At 32.6% G+C, this 25,374-nt stretch carries 7 protein-coding genes and 1 tRNA gene; 6 read left to right on the forward strand and 2 right to left on the reverse strand.

All coding sequences use genetic code 11. From position 1 onward, the window contains the following. Positions 1-157: 157 nt before the first annotated feature. From rpmE to GIY03_RS01005, 3 genes are all read left to right on the forward strand, one after another. Complete coding sequence (rpmE, locus tag GIY03_RS00995; RefSeq protein ID WP_457913854.1) at positions 158-361, forward strand: 50S ribosomal protein L31; 204 nt, start codon at positions 158-160, stop codon at positions 359-361. A gap of 2,318 nt (positions 362-2,679) precedes the next feature. Further along, positions 2,680-4,410 carry an arginine--tRNA ligase gene (gene argS / locus GIY03_RS01000; RefSeq protein WP_457913855.1) on the forward strand — a complete coding sequence of 577 codons (1,731 nt, stop codon included), beginning with the start codon at positions 2,680-2,682 and terminating at the stop codon, positions 4,408-4,410. Positions 4,411-5,569: 1,159 nt separating this feature from the next. Beyond that, positions 5,570-5,645 (forward strand) — tRNA-Asn (locus tag GIY03_RS01005). Positions 5,646-6,323: 678 nt separating this feature from the next. Here GIY03_RS01005 and thyA read toward each other — a convergent pair. Together thyA and lgt are read right to left on the reverse strand one after the other, a co-directional pair. Beyond that, positions 6,324-7,118, reverse strand: a complete 795-nt coding sequence (gene thyA, locus GIY03_RS01010) for a thymidylate synthase (protein WP_457913856.1) — start codon at positions 7,116-7,118, stop codon at positions 6,324-6,326. 16 nt (positions 7,119-7,134) lie between these two features. Further along, positions 7,135-7,998 (reverse strand): prolipoprotein diacylglyceryl transferase, encoded by an 864-nt coding sequence (gene lgt, locus GIY03_RS01015; RefSeq protein WP_457913857.1) that lies wholly within the window; start codon positions 7,996-7,998, stop codon positions 7,135-7,137. Positions 7,999-13,694: 5,696 nt separating this feature from the next. Between lgt and nadD the strand changes: the two genes are divergently transcribed. The 3 genes from nadD to dacA all read left to right on the forward strand — a co-directional run bounded on the left by nadD (position 13,695) and on the right by dacA (position 21,698). Continuing rightward, entirely contained in the window at positions 13,695-14,357 is a 663-nt protein-coding gene (gene nadD / locus GIY03_RS01020; RefSeq protein ID WP_457913858.1) for a nicotinate-nucleotide adenylyltransferase, read from the forward strand. 2,346 nt (positions 14,358-16,703) lie between these two features. Next, the gene (gene mrdA, locus GIY03_RS01025; RefSeq protein WP_457913859.1) at positions 16,704-18,599 is read left to right on the forward strand and encodes a peptidoglycan DD-transpeptidase MrdA; all 1,896 of its coding nucleotides are present in this window, start codon (positions 16,704-16,706) and stop codon (positions 18,597-18,599) included. A 1,902-nt stretch (positions 18,600-20,501) separates the two neighbouring features. Further along, positions 20,502-21,698 carry a D-alanyl-D-alanine carboxypeptidase DacA gene (dacA, locus tag GIY03_RS01030; protein ID WP_457913860.1) on the forward strand — a complete coding sequence of 399 codons (1,197 nt, stop codon included), beginning with the start codon at positions 20,502-20,504 and terminating at the stop codon, positions 21,696-21,698. Positions 21,699-25,374 lie beyond the last annotated feature (3,676 nt).

Consider the following 25,374-nt stretch of genomic DNA (forward strand, 5'->3'; position numbering starts at 1 on the left):
TGCTAAAAAGATATGATTTTAATTACGCAGTAATTAAAATGTTGTAATATTATGTCTCTATGACATATTATCATATAATATAAAATTTTATTTTTGCTATATCTGAGATCTGGTAATCCAAACCTGGATAATGGTATTAACTTAACTAGGATTTCCTATGCAGAAAAATATCCATCCAAAATACGAAGAAGTGACTGCTACTTGTTCGTGTGGTAACGTGATAACAATTCGTTCCACTATAATGCACGATCTACATTTAGATGTTTGTAGTGCCTGCCACCCTTTTTATACAGGTAAGCAGCGTGATGTTGCAACAGGTGGTCGCGTAGATCGTTTTAACAAACGATTCAAAATTCTTTAATTTAAGTAGTGAGGTTGTGTGATAGTCATATAACAGAAATACCTATATCTATCTTTATCTATGATGCATAGCCTTAGATTATTTTATATGTTTATTACGGATACATTGCAACAATCATGTGCATTAGTTAGAGAAAATATGTAACGTCGTACGGTTGTTAGTGACGCGTTATGCAAACCTTATCGTTTATGTCGATGAATGGAAGAAGAATTTTCTAATGCGATTGATCTAACGACAATTATTGTCGCGCAAGTAATATTAAATACGTTGAAATTCTTTGCTGTACTCTCAGTAACCTATAATAACTTATATCACTCGTTTTATGTGTCTAGGCTGCTATTTTACTCAGCGTTAACGTTATTATAAATCTTGATTATGGATATAATATTAGTTGCATTTTTTAATTAAAATACCCTGATTTCTTATCAAGACGTATAGCCGTGTATGCGTATGGGTATTAATCTAAAATAGATATAAATTTATTAGAATTTGATACCAGATAGCTTTATATATTCCTTGCTATAGCTCTAACATAATGTATAAGAATAGTATTCTTCTTGTTATGTATGTGCACTTGAATATATTAATACGTTAAAGCGCCGTGATGATGATTTGGCACTGCAATTACCCTAGAAACTGTCAATAACATCCTTTTATATGTTATTGTTTATGTTGATCAGGTATAAATTTATATATCACAAGCAGTGATCTTTAAGTATTTATTATTTAATCAACTGATCCATAACTTATATTGAGCGTGTGGTTTGGTTACTAGACATAAATATTATAGTTATCGCAAGAAGCGCATCAAGTGCTATAGCTCTTCTTTATCAGAATGCGTGCAAAGAAATCTTTAGTGTTTTAACTCCTTAGACCAGCAATATCATTGTCCATAGGTATTAATCTAAATATTAATAGTCTAGCATAGTTATGCAAATAAGCATGGGTTTTGAATGTTTTGATTATTAAAATTTTGTATGAGCATAACTATAAGAGCATAGTTATTTTTTAGGATACTATGTATGAAATTAAAGTTTATCCCTTTCTTTATAACTTTGTATTCAGTGTTTAAAAAGTTCATAATAACCCCGCGCTGCTCTACTTTTTTTAAGAGAGATGTCTTGCTTAAAGATTGATCATTGAATCATTAACATTTATTATGTTGACCACTCTTTTATCAGTGCATATTGTATTAAAGAGTAGTGTAGTTTTTAGTTTGCATTGAATACTTAATCGTTTAATTATTTGATATCTCGTATGATGATGCTAACATTAGATGGATAATAAGCAGATGGTAAAATCACAGTCTATCACTCATAGATATCGAGATAGTAAGCTTTTGCAATTATATAGATTGTTTTTCTATGAAGAGAGAGTTTGAGTAGGACTACTAAAAGTCTATGTTTTAATCAGGAGCCTATATATCACAATTTTAACAAAAATTTGAATAGTCATAATCTTAAATATGCATAACAAAGCTCTTATAGAGATGCGCATGTAATATAAAGTTTTCAACTGATGCAAGATCAATAGAAAAAAGACATTGCGTTTACTATATCTGATTCTTAATAGCTTAGATATAATATGATTATTAGACCATAAAAGCAATACACTAAAATATAGTAAGCCATATGCACGACGTATAGTCAATATATCGTTAAAGGTATTATGGTAAATAATGTGTTTGTTTTTCTACAGTATATTACTATAGCGTATTAGAAAACAATACTAATGAGTATTGATAACTTAGCTGTTAACATACAACTTAAAGTGTATGAGGTGTCGAAATATAAATATAACTTTTATGACTACTAATTATTACTAGTTTTGTTAGGGTATGTTACCTGGAGGTGTTTTTTGTTGTAGTGCTAAGTTTTATATTGTTGTAATAATTTCTGCAATATGAGCAGGTATTTGTAATACTACTAATTTATTTGTTCTAGGATAATAAGTATGAATTTTTAAGTAACCACTATCTAAGAAATTAGTACACAGGTTATAATATAGTACCCGAAGGTCGAACAAGTTCACGCAACAATCAATACTCATCATGCATAACATTATATATGTGTCAATGATATGTTTATGCCGCGTACTCGATAGTTTGTATGCTACTAATGAATATTTGTGTTATTACCTTTTTAAAACTTAATTTATTAGATAACAGGTTTACGGTGGATATTACTGCGGCATCACTTACTTCTGATAACATCTATATCAGTGATGATTATAGGCTACTTTGTGGATCATTCTCTGATCCGATCTTAAAATATTGCAGGCATATACAAAATATCCTGCCTACGCTATAAAGGTAACCATTGAATATTCACAGTTTACTCTCCGATAAAGTGAGTCAGGCATTAATTTTTGCAGGCGCTCCGGTTGATTGTGCAGCGCAGGTACGTCAATCAGTTAACGCTAAGTTTGGTGATTATCAAGTTAATGGTGTAATGTTAGCTGCCAAAAAGATGGGTATATCGTCTCGCCAACTAGCAGAAAAAGTGCTTCCTCTACTTTCGTTTGGTGAGATCGTTAGTAGAGTAGAAATTTCCGGTCCCGGTTTTATTAATATCTTTCTGAATAATGTCTGGTTAGCTTCTCAAATTGATCGAGTATTATACACCCCTAAACTAGGCGTAAAATCAGTTAAACCGCAAACTATCGTTGTCGATTACTCAGCGCCAAATATCGCTAAAGAGATGCATGTTGGTCATTTACGTTCTACGATTATTGGCGACGCCGTTGCACGTACTTTGGAGTTTTTAGGTCATAACGTAATCCGTGCAAATCACGTGGGAGATTGGGGTACTCAATTTGGTATGTTAATCGTCTATTTAGAGAAAATACAGAGTGAGCATTCTAGAGATATCGATGTGTCCGATCTAGAAAACTTTTATCGTCAGGCTAAAAAACATTACGATAAAGATAGTAACTTTGCTGCTCGCTCCCGCGCCTGTGTAGTAAAATTACAAAGCGGAGATCCTTACTATAAAAACATGTGGCGTAAGTTAGTTAATATTAGTATGGCGAAAAATCAGCTCCTCTATAACCGCCTAAATGTCACGCTCACTACAGATGATGTAATGGGTGAAAGTTCTTACAACGGCATGCTTCCAGGTATTGTCGCTGATCTAAAGACTAAAGGACTGGCGGTAGAAAGTGAAGGCGCTACTGTAGTATTCCTAGAAGAATACCAAAATAAAAATGGAGAGTTAATGGGTGTGGTGATTCAGAAAAAAGATGGAGGTTACTTATACACCACTACTGATCTTGCATGTATAAAATACCGGTACGAAGTTCTAGGTGCGAATCGTATACTGTATTACATAGATTCACGCCAGCATCAATACTTGGCACAGGTATGGTCTATCGTTCGAAAAGCTGGATATGTGCCAGAGGCTGTTTCACTAGAACATCACCTATTTGGCATGATATTAGGCAAAGATGGAAAACCATTTAAAACCCGATCTGGTAATGCAGTAAAACTATCCAATCTATTAGATGAAGCCATCGAGCGGGCTACACAGTTGATTGCAGGTAAAAATCCACATATGTCAGAACGAGAAATAGCAAATGTAGCCCACATCATTGGTATTGGTGCAGTGAAATATACTGATTTAGCAAAAAATCGTACTACTAATTATATCTTTGATTGGGAAAACATGCTGGTCTTTGAGGGTAATACTGCACTTTATATACAGTATGCTTATACCCGTATTATGTCAGTGTTTAAACGTGGAAGAGTTAATAAGACAACCTTAACCTTTCCGTTAATTATATGTGAAGAGCATGAAATTGCTTTGGCAAAATGTTTACTGCAATTTGAAGAAGCGCTTACAATTGTAGCTCGTGAAGGAATACCCCATATTATCTGTAATTACCTGTACAATTTGGCTACTATGTTTTCTAGTTTTTATGAACATTGTCCGATCCTTAATACTAATAGTAATGCAATACGTCAGAGCCGACTTAAGCTAGCTCTCCTGACGGCTAAAACACTAAAAACCGGTTTATATACACTAGGCATTGAAACCGTTGAACGCATGTGATATATACTGTGTAGTACATAATTCCAGGGTAATTGAGGTAATAAATGCTAATATTTTACGGAATGAGTTGCAAACATCTCTGATTAATCAACTACAGAAGTGCTAATATTCCAAAACTCTGTATATAAATGTTTTGTAGATTATTCGGTATATTCATTCATCTTGAATGAAATGTCTGCTACAATGTAGCACGACAGATATTTCTGAGAGAAATAGCGTCAGTAGCGTTATGACTTAGCATAATCGTTAATAGTATAAATGGAATGGTACATTAAATACTTATTATTTTACACACTATAATTGATACACTAACACCCCTAGAGTTTTGCTAATGCTACAATCAGCCTTGTGTAGTTGCTGTAATTTATCTTATACGATAACATAGGTTTATTGACGTATCTTAAGCAGCTAATATATGCGTGGTCGTTTGACAGTTAACGAGAGTTGACGTTATGTTATACATAATTATAGTAAGAAATCATTTTCACTTCCGGATTTTTTGAATGATTAATTTATTATTATGTAGTGAATTGAGGTTGAGTTCCGTGATATGACTGATATTTAGATAAATAATGTTATGTGTTACGCTAATATCGAGTAATATCGACCTATGTAGACGTGGCGTGAATCATCACGGTATTTGAGATCATCTACAAGCTTAGTGGGACCTTTTAATATAAAATCCCAAAATTATTGATTTGAGTAGCTTCTTGTTACTCATCTAAAAGATTAGCTGACGTTATAGTATTATCGTAAATATAACACATAAAACAAGGCAGGTTACTATGAGAACAACAAATCAATAGAAAATTTTTAGGAGCGTATATTAGAGAAAGCTATATATGGTAAACCATTAGAAAGTGGTTTTAGAAAAAATAGTTATCATCAGAATATCAGGAGCACCATAAGACGATTAGATTTTGTTGATATAATTAAACTGGTACACCAAATAAATTAGAGACATTATTTCATGGTGAGTGATGAGAGCGATGTGTATTAGTTAGTGAAGAAAGCACATTAAATCACTATATATGTTTAATTTTATATAACGGTTTATATTGATGTAGATTTTTAAATTAGCGAGTAATTACAGCAGCTCGCCTGATTTAGTATTGACATATTACAGATCGCTAGATATGATGTAGGAAACTTAAGTAATTCCTCTGTAGTTCAGTTGGTAGAACGGCGGACTGTTAATCCGTATGTCACTGGTTCGAGTCCAGTCAGAGGAGCCATATTAAAAGCGCTAATGACATCAAACTCTTAATTTTCTGTATACTGATTATCCTTTTATACTTTTATCAACTTAAATGTGTACGTCAAAAAATTTAAGACGATCTTTTATCTAAATGATACTTTAGTAAATTTTCTAATATATCACAAAAGATATGGTCAACTTTTTACGGGAAAATCTTTTTTGCACACTAACAGTAAGCGATATTTCATCTTTCTATCTATATTTATAATAGTTATCTAGTAATTAATTGTCAAGATAAGCACGGACTGCACGAAGGATTATATGCTAAAATACCTCAAAATAAATATAAATGTTGCAACCAGAACAATAAAGTCAACAACAAGTGTATATCCTGTTGCTATGTTTTTCAGTGTATTTAGTATATATTCTACAAAATTTAAGTTGAATAAAATTAGTGACATAGTAATAAATGAGTTACAGTTGATTACCAATAGCGTTTATACTATGGTTAAATCAGTAACTCACAGGTAGAGGTATAGTACATTAATTAGTAATAGTGTATACCAATAAATGATAAATGTGTAGGCAGTGAGTGTTATTGTAACTTAAAGAGTACAGTGTATGCTAATATACCTATTAGCATAGAGATGTTTTTGTATGATTGCAAGTATATTGAATATTTTTCTGATATACAATTCTTACTGTGCTTGAGAGATTAAATTGCCACTGGCGCCTTGATTGCGGGATATGGATTGTAGCCTTCAATAGAAATATCTTCAAAACAGTAATCAAATAAGGAAGCTGGTTTTCGCTTGATCACTAGTTTTGGTAGCGGGCGTGGCTCACGAGTCAACTGAAGTTGCGTTTGTTGTATATGATTACTATATAAATGTGTATCACCACCAGTCCAAATAAAATCACCTGCCTCTAGATCAAGCTGCTGCGCCATCATATGTAGTAGTAGCCCATAGCTAGCAATATTGAACGGTAGACCAAGAAATATATCACATGAGCGCTGATACAACTGGACGGATAATCTTCCATTGACGACATAACACTGGAAGAGCGTATGACAAGGTGCTAAGGCCATTCGAGTTAATTCACCAACATTCCAGGCAGACACAATAATACGCCGCGAGTGTGGTTCTTTTTTTAGTTGCTTTATTGCATTGCTTAATTGGTCGATTTGACGACCATCTGCCGCCTCCCAGGAACGCCATTGTTTACCATAAATTGGACCAAGATCATTGTTTTTATTTGCCCATTCATTCCAGATGGTGACCTGATTTTTTCGTAGGTAAGTGATATTTGTATCACCTCTTAAAAACCATAAAAGCTCATAAATAATGGAGCGTAGGTGACATTTCTTAGTAGTTATTATGGGAAAACCTTGTTGTAAATTAAAGCGCATCTGGTGACCAAAAATTGACAGCGTACCAACGCCGGTACGGTCCTTCTTGAAGGTTCCTTCAGTAAGTACTTTGCTCATTAAATCTAGGTATTGTTTCATGCGTTCCTTATAAAAATTATTTATTCGACCGAAAACAATATGCAATAATTATCATTATCATTCCGACTATTACCATCGGAATAGACAGAATTTGCCCCATGCTAATTATATTATTAAACAGACCAAGTTGAGCATCTGGTTGGCGAAAAGCTTCAACAAATATACGGAAAATACCATAGCCTAGTAAGAACAGTCCAGATACAGCTCCTGCCGGACGTGGTTTACAGATAAATAAATTCAGCACAATAAAAAGCGCTACCCCTTCTAGTAGAAACTCATATAATTGTGATGGGTGACGTGGCAGTGTACCATATTGATTCAATAAAGACATCCATTTAGTATTAGTGGTGGCGAGCTCGATGTCTTCGCTTTGTGAACCTGGGAACAACATTGCCCATGGAGTAACGGTAGTTACACGCCCCCATAATTCGCCGTTAATGAAATTACCAAGTCGACCAACACCTAAGCCAAATGGGATCAAAGGAGCAATAAAATCAGATAGTTGTAAGAAATTGCGCTGAGTACGATAGGAAAACCAGGTTATTATTAAGATAACACCTATTAATCCACCATGGAATGACATGCCACCATTCCATACTTTGAATAGATATAAGGGGTTATGCAAAAACAACGACAAGTTATAGAATAATACATACCCAATACGTCCACCAATAACAACACCTAAAAAACAAGTATATAGTAGATTTTCTATTTCATCTTTTGTCCAATCACTCTCTACCTGACTAGCACGTCGCAGTGCTAACCATATGGCAAAGATAAAGCCAATGAGGTACATTACACCATACCAATGCAGAGAAAATGAACCAATAGAGAAAATGATCGGATCAAATTTAGGGAATGCCAGATAGCTATTGCTCATCTATCACCACGCTAGGTTATTGTGTCTGCTGATTAAGCCTGAAAGGTACTAAGTAGGTTAAATTACTTCGTAGATTATAAATGGTAAAGAAAGTACCCACGATATTATTTATCGAGATGAGCTACCTTCATGGCACTAAATATTATTAGTTCAGTAACATTAAGATATATTATAGCTGTGAATTATTAGTACCTTAATAACTTAAGAGTTAGTTCGCTAAATAAGGTAATTTATAATTAAACTAATTTGGAATATGCGACAATTATTTTAACGAATATACTGTAGCATATCACATCACATCAGATCACATCACATAATGACTAGTATACTTATTAAGTAATGGAGAGTAATTACATGATTGATGACAATTGCACAAAATATAGGAGAAAAATCAAAAGCATTAAAAGAATCATCAATAACACTATTATATCTATAATGCTATAATTTGTATGTACAACATATACAAAGTTTCATGACCTTAAGTCAAGTTTATAGTATGTGATGCGTGCATAGCTGTACTAATTAAGTGTTTTTTTATTGTTTATCATAAAACTCATACATTATTATAATGACAGTGAAATGCACTCACAATGCAACAGGAAAATACAAAGGGTTTACTATAGATACTGCAAGTAAGAGAGAATTTCATTGTATCCAAAATTTTCTTATAGCTCATAAACGGTAGAACTCGAGCATAATTTCTTGGATTTTTTTATGTAGTTTATTCATCACGGTATCAGGGAGTATCGAGATAATAATAAACTATAACTTATGAAAAAAGTACAATAAGAATTGACGTTCATATCAGACTGAATGCTTCATTCTTTATATAACGCAATACTTCCTAATAATCTTAACAGTTACCATTGATTTAATTGATGAACAATAACGTATCCGAGATTTTACTACTTCTGAACAGTTGTATTCTCACAGTTTATTGCAAGAGATTAAATAGTATACTAACAGATATGCAGTAAGGTAGTACTGCCAATGTTTACGGAATGCACAGAAACTGCAACAGTCAGTTTAAGATACAGGTTTACCTTGTTTATGAGAGAACGCGTTCGATAAAGTACAAGTAATATATAGTTATATACGTGTAGAGTTTAACAACCAACCGAACTAATAATGTCTGTATTAGCAGCATAAGAAAGCTTAACCTGCACCATAGTGAGCAAAATTTTTAGTAAATACAATTTACTTAATAATAAAATAGATTTTTATTAACTCTAAAAACTTTTTCGATTATATAAGTTGTGTATGCTCTTTTATAGAGCATGATGTAACTGTTTAGAATTATCGAAAAAAATAAAATGATAGTGATAAATATCATGTTTAACTATCTTTATATGCTACATATTTTGCCACCCGAATATAAAAATAATAAACTGACTTTTGAAAGTGCTACATTAGACGGTAGGCAACAACCAATATATATTGCCACATAGATGTTTTATAAACAAAAAAACTGCTGTTTCGACACTGTTAGCACACTAGTCTACAAAAGTATTTTTCAGTATGAATAATGTCCTATAGACGTTAAAATGCAATTTTAAGTACAGTAAATATATCTCTACTGTACTGTAAGTAGCATAAGCGTAAGTCTTAAAGCTTACGTTAGTTATTTGCTGCATTACAATGCTAAATATCCTCTATTTTATAGGAGTCCTGTAATCTTATATGATTTTCTACATTAATATAGTTCTTCATATAAAGCGTTAATATCCATTAACGTATAAAGCGTATACGTCCGTTATGTGATCACTAGAGCTTTTAAATGATAAATTAATATTTACAATATTTATTGTCTGACTTAATGTATTTTTTCTCTGCTAAGGGCATGGTAATATCACTATTACATAGCGATTAATTTAATTGATGGATTGCTAAGATACTGGCTGATGGTTTTAGTGTTTTAACGTTTTTATTCAATTTTAGTAGTAAGCATTATAAATATATAGTCACATCATCTGTAGTATGCTGCAGGTTTTAATTCACCATAAATTGCTATTTCTTTTATTTTTGATACAACTGATAGGTAGATTTCATCGGTAGTGTCTAAAATGCACTACGCTTAAATGAAAAATTCTGTAGCTCGAGACAGTGAAAGATCATTTTTTTTGAAAACACACTTTAGAAATTTTTAAATTTTGTTTCTGATAATGAAACGTGAGGATAGAGCGACTATCCAGCTATTTTAATGGATAAATGGTAAATATAGCACGTAATCTAAATTAAGAGTAAGTGTTGTATTTTATGTTGCAATGTACTTCAAGTTAGGCGCATTCTATTGTCAGTTTCATGAGCATATGTAGTATATTGGAGATAGTTTTGACTATGTTAAAAGTATCAATAGAGAAGTGCCAGCATTAATCTTAATGATTTAGTGTTTTTATATAAATTTTTATTAACACGACAGTAGCTTAAGTAAGTATATATTTCTTCGATTTTCAAAATCACTATATAGCAAATAGAAATGACAGTATTGTTTGGCTTCTCGGGCTCATTGCACTTATTAATACCATCTGTAACATTCAGTCTGTGTAGTATGCGTTACACATCAAGATGGAATCCTTAACGCTTATACAGATAAGATGATTAATGATGCAAGTTAACTGCAGGACTACTAAAGTTTAGTGTAATTTTAGTAGTAAAGTCTATCAGTGATAGTGCTAAACATTCGATTGTGCAATAGTTATACCCCATCTCGCTACTTTGTTTGATTGGTATTAATGTATAGTAGGTTATGCTGTACTAAAGTTCAACATAGTATTTCTAAATGTTGTAATTACATAAAGAGAAGTTTATCGCACTGTGGCTCCAGCGTAATTTGTTGGTAGTCTAATTATCAGATGCAATGTTATCGCTTTATAATAGCACTGATATGGATAATTAATTGTCACTTTATGGTAGATTGCTATTCGTTATAACCAAACAAGTTAACTACTTGTGATATTAGATAGATACCGTGTTGTGCATTGATTGAAAAGGTCGAAATATTGTTCGATGCACTATATATTCTGAGCACCACTATTATTACATGAAGTATGCTCCTGATGCTTAATGAGATCAATTTTTATTACGAAAGATTTAATGGTTATCTGCATTCAGAGTGCACATGATGTGATTTTGAATCAAAACACTTGAATTATGGCCATATCCTTTGGTTATGAAGGCGCTTAACGCTTGCTGCTCTTAATGATGAAGATTATATGAGATAATTATGAGATTTTAGCGGAACAACCAATCAGTAAATTTCTGTTATAGTGCATCATTCGCAGAAGAGATGCCATCTAGCTATTGATAGAGTAGTTATTTTAATGTTTTTGACGTCTCACCTCTACTAAACTCATAGAGTTTGACAAAAATACTATCAAGTTACAGGAAAATATAACCATTCTTTTTTTGATAAAGATTCATACTTGTGGTCGCTATCGATTCTTTTAGGTCTTCTAAATAACTGTGTTATTGAGCCGTCACTGTTCTAACTGACATTGTCTATGTATATCTTGTGTGATGCAATAATATCAAAGTTTTAGCATATTAAGAAACCTCTACAATTGCTACGAATGTTACGATAGAAATCTATCCTCATCATTTCGGCTATCTAAAATATTGCATAGTTGTGCTATTATATCTTAGATAATATCGCTTATCTTACTTAGTTTATAGGTGCACGACTTGTGCGCTACTATCAGGTTATTTTTCTGATTATTTTCTTAAATATACGTGATATCGCGAACATCCATCTTACGTTAGACTGTTTCACTACTACATAATGTCTAATCAGATATGGGGTGGACATATCTACCTTGCCTCTCTAGTTTACTGATTATGTATTATTTCTATATTTTACCCCTAGCGGTTTAGGGAGACATTTCTCTATTTAGAGGGTCAGGTGACCTATTATGAGAGAGTCAGTTCACTTATATTTCATCTTGAGTCTTGTTAGTATATTGTTAGTATAGATGGAACATCTCTAGCGCCTGCGTAGAGCTTTTTCAAGCGTGTGAGTTTTTGCACTACAATATATCAAGTCGATATTCCTGATATCTAATTCATCAGTTTGAGCATACGATGAGAGACATCTATTTTGTGAATATTCACAGTTTATCATAGTAATAAAGTTAGGTATCATGCTTTCAATGATTCAATGATTAAACTAACAAGTCATATGTTAAGTATGACTTGGTCTTTTGGGCTACACTTTTTATGCGATAATTTTATATCGGTTGATATGTATTTTGCGTTCTTTTTAGTTTTTGTGGCAAGCCTTATCTTATGATATTTAGATTACTGTTCTAGACAACTTTTTACCGCCTTGCTTTTATTTGTAAAGCTGATTGTACGACTGTTGTCATTTTATATGTAAAATTTATTAAGGATGTGTTAGGATATATTTTATATGTAAACGTAGAAGTAAGAATTCTCTTGTAAGAGAAATGATAAGTATTTGATTAGAATAAAACATTTTAATTTAAATAATTAGTGTGATAATGATATTATCATGCGATTGTATAGTGGTTAACACATGCATTTCTAATGGTGGTACGGTGGAAAAAGCATCCGTAGGATGCTTTTTAAAAAACGATCAATGACACTATGCTCAGAGTTTTAACTCGAAAACTTATTACGCCTTTCTATGGAGATCTATATATTTATTAATAATGCTAGTTGGAGTACAAGATTTTAGTAATAATAAAAATAAAATAATTAATTTACCTGGAATCAATTATAGTAGCGTTTATATTAAATTGCTTTCTATGAACTTCAGGGTATTACGAAGTCTATAGTTTCACTATTTAAAATAAAAATTAACTAGAATACGTACAAGAAACTTATATACTGGTTCCTTAATATATTTAGAAGCATTGTAGCTTGAACATATTTATGCTTGGAATCATATATGAGTTGTTCGCTCTTTGTTCAATACTGCCTTCAGTATTCCTAGCAAGCATCCTTAAATTACACTGATTAGAAATAAGTTGATTAAGTGATATATACTGCTGTATTATTACATGCATTAATAATACAACTTGCATTTTATATAAAGATACAACATTCTTTACTTAAGATAATTTAGCTAACGGTTTATTTAACGCAGTTAGTAAGTAGTAAAAACACAATAGCTGTGCTAGGTTACCGCTTTTAAGAATATATAGCTGTAACGAGTGATACAGACCATTAGTAATTGGATTACTACTATCCAAATAAATTAGTATTATTTCAAGCACTAACAGGTTTACTTTACCATAATTTTACGGTATATTTGATTTTCTGTCATTGTTCGAGTTATGAACGAATATATTAATATTACACTGCATGATTAATAAAAGAGCGTTTCCAGAAAAGTATACAGTGAAACTTATATGTTTCAGTAGTTTTAGTACAAAAGATGTAAACGCCAATCCTATTGTGCATTTTATGGTGTACGCTTCTCCTTTTATTAAATATACAATCTATATGGTCTTAACGCGATTATTAATGCCGTAGTGTGATATTAAACCTGTTAAGTCAGTATATTTAAAAACCAAGCAGTAGAATATCTTTGTTACAAACAAGATCAAGAAGTAATGTAATGATTATGCATCTAGCTTCAACTAATCCTTAAAAATTAAGGTTAACTGGTTTAGTTAGTATTCAGAATACTCGATCAATGCTGTTGTACAGAACATACTATTTTGCGAACTTAACTTATGGTCAATCATCCGATAGATGTTACGATGCTCCATGCTTTGTTTGGTGGAACGTTTGATCCTATACATTATGGTCACCTCAGACCAGTTGAATCGTTAGTTGAAAAAGTGGGATTACGACGCATCACTTTATTACCGAACCACATGCCGCCATACCGATCACCACCTAAAGCGACTGCTCAACAACGGTTAAAAATGATAGAATTAGCGATAACTGACCACCCGTTATTTATGGTTGATGATCGTGAAATGCAGCGCACCATCCCTTCTTACACTGTAAGAACCTTAGAAGCGGTGCGTCAGGAATGCGGTGCTTCTCCACCGTTAGCATTTATTATTGGCCAAGACTCGCTAGTAAAACTACATACATGGAAGAATTGGAAGTCACTGCTAGATCTTTGTCACCTGCTAGTGTTGGCGAGGATAGATGATAATAATTATTTAGATATACCAGAGTTACAACGTTGGCTAAAACGCCACTGCGTTACCGATACCAGACTTTTAAATTTACAACCACATGGTCACATCTACTTCGCTGACACACCAGTATTAAAGATTTCTGCCACACAGATTCGTCAGCGACAACATTTAGGACTAAATTGCGATAATCTATTGCCACGCTCAGTGCAACGTTATATTGAATTGCAAGGTTTATATCGCTAATAGAACGTATGTTATATAATCTTGCACGATTCAGGTATCGATAAAAAGATCGAAAGATGTTAAGCGTGATTCTAATATTTTATAAGACCAAGTGATATAAGTATCTTCCTTGTTGTAGTTAGCTACATAGATAAAATATTTAGAGAATAGCATTGCAAAATAAATCGCTTGAATATTTTAATTACTAATCAAATAAACAACCTTACAGCCATGAGGTTATGATAATATATATAAAAAAATTCTTGTATACATCAATGATACAATAATCTATGTTGGTATTCTGTTTATCAAGGGGTGACATCAATGCTAGAAGGCTTAGTAAAACACTGCTGTACAGGCAGTGGCATGCTACGTCCATATTATGTACAACACAGATCGTCTGATTGAATAGTGATCCAGCGCAGTGAAATCATTATGTATATGATTAAAGGAGACTGATTATCTATATTGTTCTCTGAAAACGCTAGAGCTTAGTCATGCAGCTATACTTAATTAATCTCCTAGATGCAGCATGCATGTACTTTGTTAGTTACCTGAAAAATTTTCAAAATACCCGGTAAGATAAGTGCACTTACAGTGGGTAAGTACAACAGGAATGTTGAAATAACATATATTTTAAAAAATAAATAAACAAATACTAGTGAGAGTAGGTAACGCTGCATAATTAGGTAGAGCATTCTTTAATTTAGCGCACAATAATGCCACAATTAGTGTGGCTAATTAAGTGATAAAAAGTAAGTTGTATGTTAACTAATGTATTTTTTTGTAAGTGATCACTTGATATGACATGAATTTATTGTATGTTTGAGCCAGTTGCGTTTTTATTTAGATGGCCGTATCTGCTCAGTGCATAACCTAATGACGATAAGGGTTGTTCGCCTCTAGTAGAATATATTTATCTTTTCTAAAGATATCGGAAAATGGTAACAAGTCAACTAATCGCGCTGGTATTGATAATAGTATTACGTAGGTTTGTTTGAAGGCTGACGTATAATGAATGAGGTAATTACTCTTGATACTTGAAATAAATAAATATTTAGAATGAGAGACACCACTGAATGTATTCTAGAAACACAACAGATATATTATATGAATGCGATTCAAGTAATATTGTAGTATTGTGTATGTATCATTAGTTCTGCAGGTACTTTCTATTTGTTCTTAGTAGGATTGTGTAGCAAAGCAATATATATTGCGATTCTAATACTTTTAACGTAGTAACACATGTGTCATATGTACACTGCTGGTGTACTGCCTTGCAAAACCTTTATGTAAAGTGGATATTGAGCTTATTGCAAGACAAATAGTTAAGATTAACATATATCATAAATCGTTGATTTTGTATTAGATACATTATAGTAAAAACTATTCGCTTTGAGGAAGATATATTTTTATATCAGGTAAGCGCTTCTTTGAAATACAAACCGGTGATATTTTACTATTTTGAACTTCATATATATAAATTATGATATTAATCATGTTGTTAGGGCGGTGTAGTCATAATTTATGGAGAAAAATAATTTTGTGAATTGTTTATTATCTATGTTTTTTCTTTTAAAAACATACAGTTATAAGATAATATTTCCTTTTTTGTATTAGAAAAACTAATAAAAGGATACGTGAGACATTTTATCACTGAAACTATTATAGTATAGGTCTTTCATTATGTTCCTAGCAATACTGTAGATGCACAACCATGTATTAAATGATGCAATCTATCTTCTATGATAGGCAAAAGATTTATTTTTCAGAGAGTTACATAATGCTTCTGTTATTGCAGTTTTTTATAGCTGTTAAAACCCTTATTTTAGATGGATTGCATTGATCTTTCAGTGCTTACTAGTGAGTCTATATATAGAAGTTTCAGGAAGCTGAAGAGCTTGAGTAATCAAATTAAATATCAGCAGTCAGAGCAGCCTAAGAGATTGTATATAATTATATTTCACCATATTAACATTGGTGCTCAAGAGATTTGATTTTCTTTATTTACCCATCATGGAAATGACTGATTGTATATTTATAAATAGTTATGTTTTTATAAAATAGATTATTTTATATACTGAAAGGTATGCATATAAATAATTTGCGTTGCAAAAAATGTTAGAATAATATTCTCTTAGAAGTACATATAACTAAGTCACTGAAATAAAAAAAGAACGTTAGAAATATATAGTGTTTTATATGCTAAGTATATGCTTAAAAATATAGTTGCACATTAAGAATAAACCTCGAAGAATAAGGATAGTATGCTCTTTCTTTTGTATACTGACATTATGATATATCAAATATATTATCTTTGATCACTAAGAATAATTAGTAAAAATATTAACAAAGTAAAGTAGTGGTATGAAAATCGACTCTAACTCTTTTCGCGATTATACAGCAGAATCCGTTTTGTTTGTACGCCGCGTTTTAGTGGCGTTCTGGTGTATTTGCTTTTTAAGCGGTATACTTATAGCTAATCTGTATCATCTGCAAATTATTTGTTTTGAAGATTATCGAACGCGCTCGAATGAAAATCGTATTAAGTTAGTACCCATGACTCCCAGCCGTGGTATTATCTATGATCGTAATGGTATTGCACTGGCGCTCAATCGAACTATTTATCAGTTACAGATAATACCAGAAAAAGTTTTTAATTTGACGGCCACGCTACAGGCACTGCGTCCAGTAGTCAACTTAACCGATGATGACATCACGCATTTTGAAAAAGAGTGTAAGCGATTACATCGCTTTGTTGCAATTCCTCTGAAAACTGTACTAAACGATGTGCAGGTAGCTCGTTTTGCAGTTAATCAGTTTCGTTTTCCGGGTGTGGAAGTAAAAGGTTACCAGCATCGCTACTATCCTTATGGATCTACTCTCACCCATGTTATTGGTTATGTATCAAAGATTAATGATCGTGATGTCGACCGTTTAAATAAAGAAGGTAAATTAGTCAATTATGCTGCTACTTATAATATTGGAAAGTTAGGCATAGAGCGCTATTATGAAAATACGTTGCATGGTAAAACGGGCTATGAAGAAGTTGAAGTTAACAACCGTGGCAGAGTAATTCGTCAATTGCACGAAGAACCACCTTATGCTGGCCAGGACGTTTATTTGACGTTAGATATCAAGCTGCAATGTTATATCGAAAAGCTACTTTTAGGTAGCCGTGCTGCAGTCGTTGTAAGTGATCCGAATACCGGTAGCATTCTAGCAATGGTCTCTAAGCCCAGTTATAATGCAAATTTATTTGTCGATGGTATCTCTCGTAAAGATTATCAGGAGCTTCTAGAAGATCCAAACCGTCCGCTAATTAATCGTGTCACTCAGGGGTTATACCCACCGGCATCAACAGTAAAACCTTATATTGCCGTTTCAGCGCTAAGTGATGGAGTAATTACTAAAAATACCATACTGTTTGATCCTGGTTGGTGGCAATTACCTTATTCAGAAAAACGTTTCCGCGACTGGAAAAAATGGGGTCATGGAAATTTGAACGTTACTAAAGCATTAGAAGAATCTGCAGATACTTTTTTCTATCAAGTTGCTTATGATATGGGTATTGATAGATTATCAATGTGGTTAACTAAATTTGGTTATGGCCAATATACTGGTATTGATCTATCTGAAGAACGCTCCGGACTAATACCAACCCGGGAGTGGAAACTAAAGCGCTATAAAAAACCGTGGTATCAGGGTGACACCATACCCCTTGGCATAGGCCAAGGCTATTGGACTGCCACCCCACTACAAATGTCTAAGGCGCTTAATATCCTAATTAATGATGGTAACATTAAAAAGCCGCATCTCTTAAAAAGTATTTGCATCAATCATATACTGGTGCCATTTCAACAGGAAAACAACCAACGGATTGGGAATATTAATTCCAGATTTTGGAAGATTGTTAAAGATGGTATGTATGGTGTTGCTAATCGTCCAAATGGTACGGCGCGTCATTATTTTGAAGATGCACCTTATAAAGCAGCAGTCAAATCAGGTACTGCCCAAGTTTTTGGGTACGTGACTTACAATGCTAATAAACTTTCAGAGCACCTACGTGACCATAAGCTCATGACGGCTTTTGCACCTTATAATCATCCTACGGTGTCAGTTGCGATTATCCTAGAAAATGGTGGCATCGGTCCAGAAATTGGGACCATTTCTCGTCAGATTCTCGATCATATTCTATTAGGTAACAACCAAAAAAAATTATCTAATGCAGTTAAGTTACACCACAAAACAGAAGAAGATTAGGCGGAGCGGCTAGCTATGTTTCGCATTGCATGTATGTTTGTTATCTTTTTTTGACTGTAGTGATTATGTAGTATATTATAGAATTAATAATGCGTGGCTCTGATGTTGAATGAACGAGAAATCCTAGTGTTGGTTTATGTAGTTTTTAGCTTACTAATTATTTATTGCGACTGTTCTGCAATTAAAGATCATCGGCATACTGATACATAATACAATATGCGTTATGTTTTTTGAATAACCCTATATTACTCGACTAAAAGATTTTAATTATGACATATAACTGCCTACGTTGTCGCACAAACACATTGCAAAGCCCATAATTACGGTAGAAATTGATAAGTAATAGATTTCTATGATGTATTAGTGTTTTTATTTTAATAAGTATATAACTAACATGTGACGGCATATCTATTAGAAAATAGCATAGATAGTAAAAGTAGCTACAATCGTCCCATTTATATTATACATACTCTCACCTGAATAATATACTAAACATAGTGCTATATAAATAAGATAGATTCCATAGCAAAATAGTTTATTATCATCATAATAAATAAAATTCATCCGATAACTTAGTAGAATCATGCTGTGATTAGTGAAGTAAATAGTTGATATATAAAGCAAGTAAAAGGTCAATTATGATAAATATTGCGATTCATTCGTTGTCTTCCTCTGCAGTTCTAGTTTAAATTTAATAAAATTATTAAGATTAAGAAGTGGAAAATGCAACTCGTTATCACTGTGCATTGATCACAGTACGCCGATAAAACCTTATAATATAGATTAAGAAAGCTGATGAAGATGAGCAAAACTTGTAATCATTGTGCATATTACAATTTATAACGTTAGGGATCGGTTATCACATTCAATATGCGTCTGAGAAGATTATTAAAATCTAAAGATATATTAAGAGGGAGAACGTGATCAGTTAGTATCGCCAAGCATTTAATATGTACACTATTGCATTTGACAAACCGTGAGAGTTTTATAGCTTTACAATCATTCTTTTAAATTGGAGTCCTTCAGTTTCTTACCGATTGCTAATCTATCTAATAAATATTATTTTTTAGTATATCTTAACAATGTACTTTTTATGTCACAGAGTACATTATTGATTGTCTGTAAGCTACAGCATTACCTTGATAACTAACGTATAATCTTAAAGCTTAGGTTTATTATTTTCGTACTATATCAGACTATAGCTGTAGAAAAACAAGAACGATTGTCATTCATATTTGAAAAAAATCAAACTATATTAGGTCAGCGTGACTAATAGTAGTCTCTAAAAGCATGGGTGTATTACCTAAAAGTATAATATTTTAATAGTATTACGTGAGCACTGTCAACACTAGTTAACTGAACACTAGAGATAATGCACGAGAAAATAATAGTGACATTTGTTTCTCGTTGTGTTTAAAACTATGTTTAATGGTTTACACTTACACTGTCGTAACAACTATGTTAGCTTATCGGTGATAAAAAGTGAGCGGGCGTTTAAAAGTAGCAGTATATCTGTGTAAAGTGTATATTAACACCTTAAACCACCGAGTACACTCAAGATATCGCAGGAGTATATACCCCTTTTGGTGGGGTGGTAAGTTAGCTAATCTGTAGAGGTGTACTAGTAATAATGCTGTGACAGCGCTTATTTATCACAAGATAACAAGTGTCTTCATTAGTAAATATTTTTAAATTTAACTATATTAACTGCCAAGATAACCAATGATGAGACAAATGATGACATAAGACTAATTATCTAACATCGCTTATTGCAGCTGCAGTATCTCTAAGTGTGATATCTCTAATAATAGAATCTGTTCATTAGGATTTCATTTATTATAATATTCTTTAATGTTAATATAATTCTTATCAATGTAATAGTTACTATCATGAAAATATAATATGTTTTTTTTAATCAAGAAGGTAACGATGGGGATCGTTATTATAATAATCGCCACTCCTATAGCGAAAGCTGATAATGTTAATAACAAAACCATCATTCCAAACGTCCCGAAGGTCGAAGCGACAGCATACATCCTCATTGATTACAATTCCGGAAAAGTATTAACTGAAATGCATGCTGATGCACGTCATGATCCAGCTAGCTTGACTAAAATGATGACCAGTTATGTGATTGGCCACACTTTAAAATCTGGTAAGATAGGCCCAGCAGATTTAGTGACTGTTGGCCAAGATGCTTGGGCAACCGGTAATCCGGTGTTTAAAGGCTCGTCGCTGATGTTTTTAAAGCCAGGTGATCGCGTATCCGTCGCTCAGCTGAGTCGTGGCATTGATTTACAGTCCGGTAACGACGCTTGTGTGGTTATGGCCGATTATATAGCAGGTAGCCAGGATGCATTTGTTAATTTGATGAATACCTACGTTAAAATTCTTGGTCTGCAGAACACTCACTTCCAAACAGTACATGGTCTAGATGCACAAGGTCAATACAGTTCAGCGCGCGATATGGCCTTAATTGGGCAAGCACTAATCCGCGATGTGCCAAATGAGTATGCGATTTATAAAGAAAAAGAGTTTACTTTCAATAATATCCGACAGGTAAACCGTAATGGTTTGCTATGGGATAGTAACTTACATGTCGATGGTATTAAAACTGGTCACACTAATGCTTCAGGATACAACTTAGTAGCTTCAGCGACTGAAGGTCAAATGCGTTTAATCTCAGTTATACTGGGTGGTCGTACCTATCAGGGGCGTGAAACTGACAGTAAGAAATTGCTGATTTGGGGTTTTCGTTTCTTTGAAACTATTATGCCACTCAAAGCCGGCGAAGCGTTCGCGTCTGAACGCGTATGGTTTGGCGATTCGAAAATCGTAAAACTGGGCGCAAATAAAGATCTTTATCTGACTATCCCGCGCGGCCGTATGAAAGATCTTAAAGTTAGCTATATGCTCAATGCTCCAGAAATTTATGCACCTTTGGTAAAAAATCAAGTCGTTGGTACAATAAAATTCCAACTAGATGGTACCATGATTGACCAACAGCCTTTAACAGTTGTCAATGAGATAAGAAAAAGCGGCTTCTTTATTCGTATTATTGAGTATGTGAAACTGATGTTTCATCGTTGGTTAAGATAAGAGATGATTATTAGTAATTGTATAATATTCTATAGCAGTTATAACAAGCTACACAGATTAACTCTACATCGGTATACATGAAATAATATACATACTATATTCTGTTATAGTAGATACATATGATAGGTGGTCAGTAAAAGAAGTAGCAAGGGAGGACACACTAAGTAGTAGTTGTTTTATTAAGTTTTATAATGGCGCGTCTCGAAAGCTATTAGACATATATCGAAATATTTGACTGTTAATTTTAATAGCAGACTTTATTTATGTAATATTACTAATATTACTTTTTAGTAGTTACTATGTACAACAGATCTGATTAATTGTATTATACCTGTTAAATACTGTTAAAGTCATATACATTTTACATGAATATTATGTTAAGTATATATGCATAATTGTTTAATATGCTTGATTTTTAACACTTACGTATGTCGATGACGATGAACTTTATCTCCGAGCAAAAAGAAGGGCTTGAATGGTTTTATTATAAGTGGCCCAATATAATGGGATGTTATCGCATTTTGGTGAGACCGGAATACTTTCATATCAATTACAGTACTTTTAAAAAACATTCAAAATAAGTATATTCCTCCATAAGAAGCAAGTTCATTGAATATGTTTTATAACGTCGTAAAAGATTTATAGTTGTTACAATAGCTCAGGTTATATATATCTGCATTAGAAATGGATCATATAATCTTACCAGTAAGCGCACTGGTATGGCAGAAAACCAAAGCGGAGCATAAATCTCTAAAAGCAATATAATTGCAGCACAGATTAAAAACTTATCAACTATCTAATGTAGTAGCTTAGCTTACCCAATAGATTCTCATTGAGAAGATTGATTATTGAGTATCTGTTATATTGTGTCAATTAAAACTCATTTATAGATGTATCGCAGTAGTTGTAATAATCGAGATTATCTAGTTTAACTATATAAAACTCATGTAGAACGTCATAGGTCTTGATAATCACTTATTCAAAATAGATCGAGAAGTTAGAAAGTAGTAATGATATTACAAGTTATTAGCGATTGCCTTGTAGTTTTTAATTTAATTTCATTAGAAAAATAGTTGAATGCTATAAATGGTAAAAAAGAGATACCGTTATACAATTGCATTAAATGTGTATAGAAAATCCGTTAAGCGTCTTGCGATATATTATTAGGATTCAACAGAATACTATTTCCCACAATTTTTACTCAGTTTAGATACTGAAAAATGTTAAGTTAACGACATATTTTCCGATATATTATAAATTGTATAACGATTAAGTTTATCGATTATTAAATGATGTATTGAGTCTGATTCTCTAGGTTTGTTTTTACGTCTTTGAGCGTACTCTACTGAGAGTATACATGCTAGTAATTGCACGATGGCGTCATAAAAAATGGTGTTTCTTATAAGTTTTGTGTATAGCGGTTGTGCGTTAGACCTATTACGGAAATCTATAATTAAGCAGATAACTGATTTAATGTATTCTTTTATTTAGATGCGATAACAGACATTTACCTAACGTGCTTTCTGTATACATATAAAAACTTATTTTTAATCAAATGATAAGTTATAGTCATTATTTGATTTTGTATTAAATCAATTCTTTGGAATTGACGACTGACTATCCAATAGATATGTCCTTTTTTTACTTTTGTAGATGTAGCTAATATAACTTCTCGGTATATTATTAACATTGCCTCTGATGCTAATTGTCATACTGCTATTCGTATGAAAGCTACTGAATAATAGATGTTATCAGAAGTTCAATTAACGCCGCTAGCAAAAACTTTTTTATTAGCAGATACTGTGCTATAGCTGCAGAAAAATCATACCCATATAAAAAATAATAGACGACATGACCTTGAGTCATCGCAATATTGGTTGTTCAGTGAAGTAATCTTTATATGAGCTGCATCTAGGTTAGTAACCTACATAATTTTTAGTACGTTGTGCTAAATAATGATACCAAAAATTTTTGAGTGTAGATGAGCGTAATATCTCAACAATTTTGATCGCTTACAACCGATAAAAATTACGATCCAGTAAAGTGACGCACATCGGAAAATTACTATTCAAAAAAATAAATGTCGATATTATCTGTGTTGACCTGAGGTTCATCATTTTTTTAGAAGAACAAGTAACTTTAATGTAGTATTAATTGCAATAAAATTTAATAATATAGCAGTTTTACGGGAGTTAATAGAAAGCCATAGTCCTATTATCTACTGTGAAGTAGCGTAGTCTCTAATTTAATGCAGGGTAATTTGCGTGCAATCTAACTAGAATCTTAAAGATAATAGAAAGACAGAATGTCTTAGTTGAATTTATATATACACTCAGATAGTGATAACATCACTAATACAATGCTTAAATCTGTTACAAGTACTTAGCCAGTAACTCTTGCATTGATGAGTTACGCTGATAAACTAAGATGTGCGTACTTAACAGTATAGTTACTCGCTGTAAAATATTACCCTTGAACAAGGAGACTAATGTAAACCAGAACGGCATGATTAGCTTGAATACTACTAGTATTCAAGGGCGGTCATACTATTTAATTAATATTAAAATACTCTCCTGGCTGTGATTTTTGATTATATTACTATGCAATATCTAACATTCGTGATTAGAAAAGTTTCCTATGTATTATTAGCCACTATTGACACACTATTGTGTTTGTACACTTGAAGGTAGTCATGATAACGTGATACAAGTGTATATAACTTTACAACTTGTAAATTTTATTTGCAATTATAGAAAAAATCTAGTAGAGATCTGAGATAAAAATCTGATGATGCTAATCAGTTGTATGATTTATCAATACTCTATTTAAAATTATTTCGCTGTATTAAACAACATTGATTCGCTCTTGACAATAAGAATAGTTAAGTTTATGTAGAACGATAAAGTAAATAGAATTAGTAGCAGACCGTCCGCAATAAAATTGATGTGCGAAACCCTTTTATTATTAAAAAAATATTTATGCCTTCTGATACGAGACAGAGATGTCATATGAATCTTAATAGAACGGGCTTTATTTATGTTCTGCGGTGTAGTATATCGCTTGAAGTTATTATTGGTTTAAGCATTGGGTGCCGGAAGATCCGAATAACTTAAGACGCGATGATAGCACCATAATTGATTAATCTACACGTACCAAATAACAATGGTATTATCAGGGAGACAGACTACTAAGTGCATGTTGTAGTATATAATTTTAGTCCAAGGGTTATTATAATCAGTATATCACAATTTTATATTACACTATGTGATTACCGTTAGATCATAAATAAACATATTGTTATTGAGCTGACTTAGATAAATTACTGATAGTAAAAATTTTACTCAAATCTACCACTGTTCAGTGGTATGGCTTTTGAGGTTTAGAGACTTTTTTAATGCTATCATCCAGCATGGTAGTGGAAAGAGTGTTTTGGTAATATTTATTATTACTTAATTTTTTGTTCTGTTTTAACGCTCGAGTGTGATACATGCATGCACATTGTTATAGAACTTAGGATGGTAATCTAAATATTACCGTTCATCATTTTCTGATTTCATAGTGTATTTGTGATCAACTCAGTTTATCTAAATTATTAGACTGCATTGCAGTATTCATCAATACAATATGCACATTAGCGTGCAGATTTGTATATCTATCTGCTTTAAGATATGCTGTA

This window comes from Candidatus Gillettellia adelgis (assembly GCA_020541285.1).
Taxonomy (GTDB): Bacteria; Pseudomonadota; Gammaproteobacteria; order Enterobacterales; family Enterobacteriaceae; genus Gillettellia; species Gillettellia adelgis.

Bases quoted from the DNA above. Each gene is read 5' to 3' on its own strand.
- rpmE (WP_457913854.1), top strand. From the start codon at position 158: ATGCAGAAAAATATCCATCCAAAATACGAAGAAGTGACTGCTACTTGT.
- thyA (WP_457913856.1), bottom strand. From the start codon at position 7,118: ATGAAACAATACCTAGATTTAATGAGCAAAGTACTTACTGAAGGAACC.
- lgt (WP_457913857.1), bottom strand. From the start codon at position 7,998: ATGAGCAATAGCTATCTGGCATTCCCTAAATTTGATCCGATCATTTTC.
- nadD (WP_457913858.1), top strand. From the start codon at position 13,695: ATGGTCAATCATCCGATAGATGTTACGATGCTCCATGCTTTGTTTGGT.
- mrdA (WP_457913859.1), top strand. From the start codon at position 16,704: ATGAAAATCGACTCTAACTCTTTTCGCGATTATACAGCAGAATCCGTT.
- dacA (WP_457913860.1), top strand. From the start codon at position 20,502: ATGTTTTTTTTAATCAAGAAGGTAACGATGGGGATCGTTATTATAATA.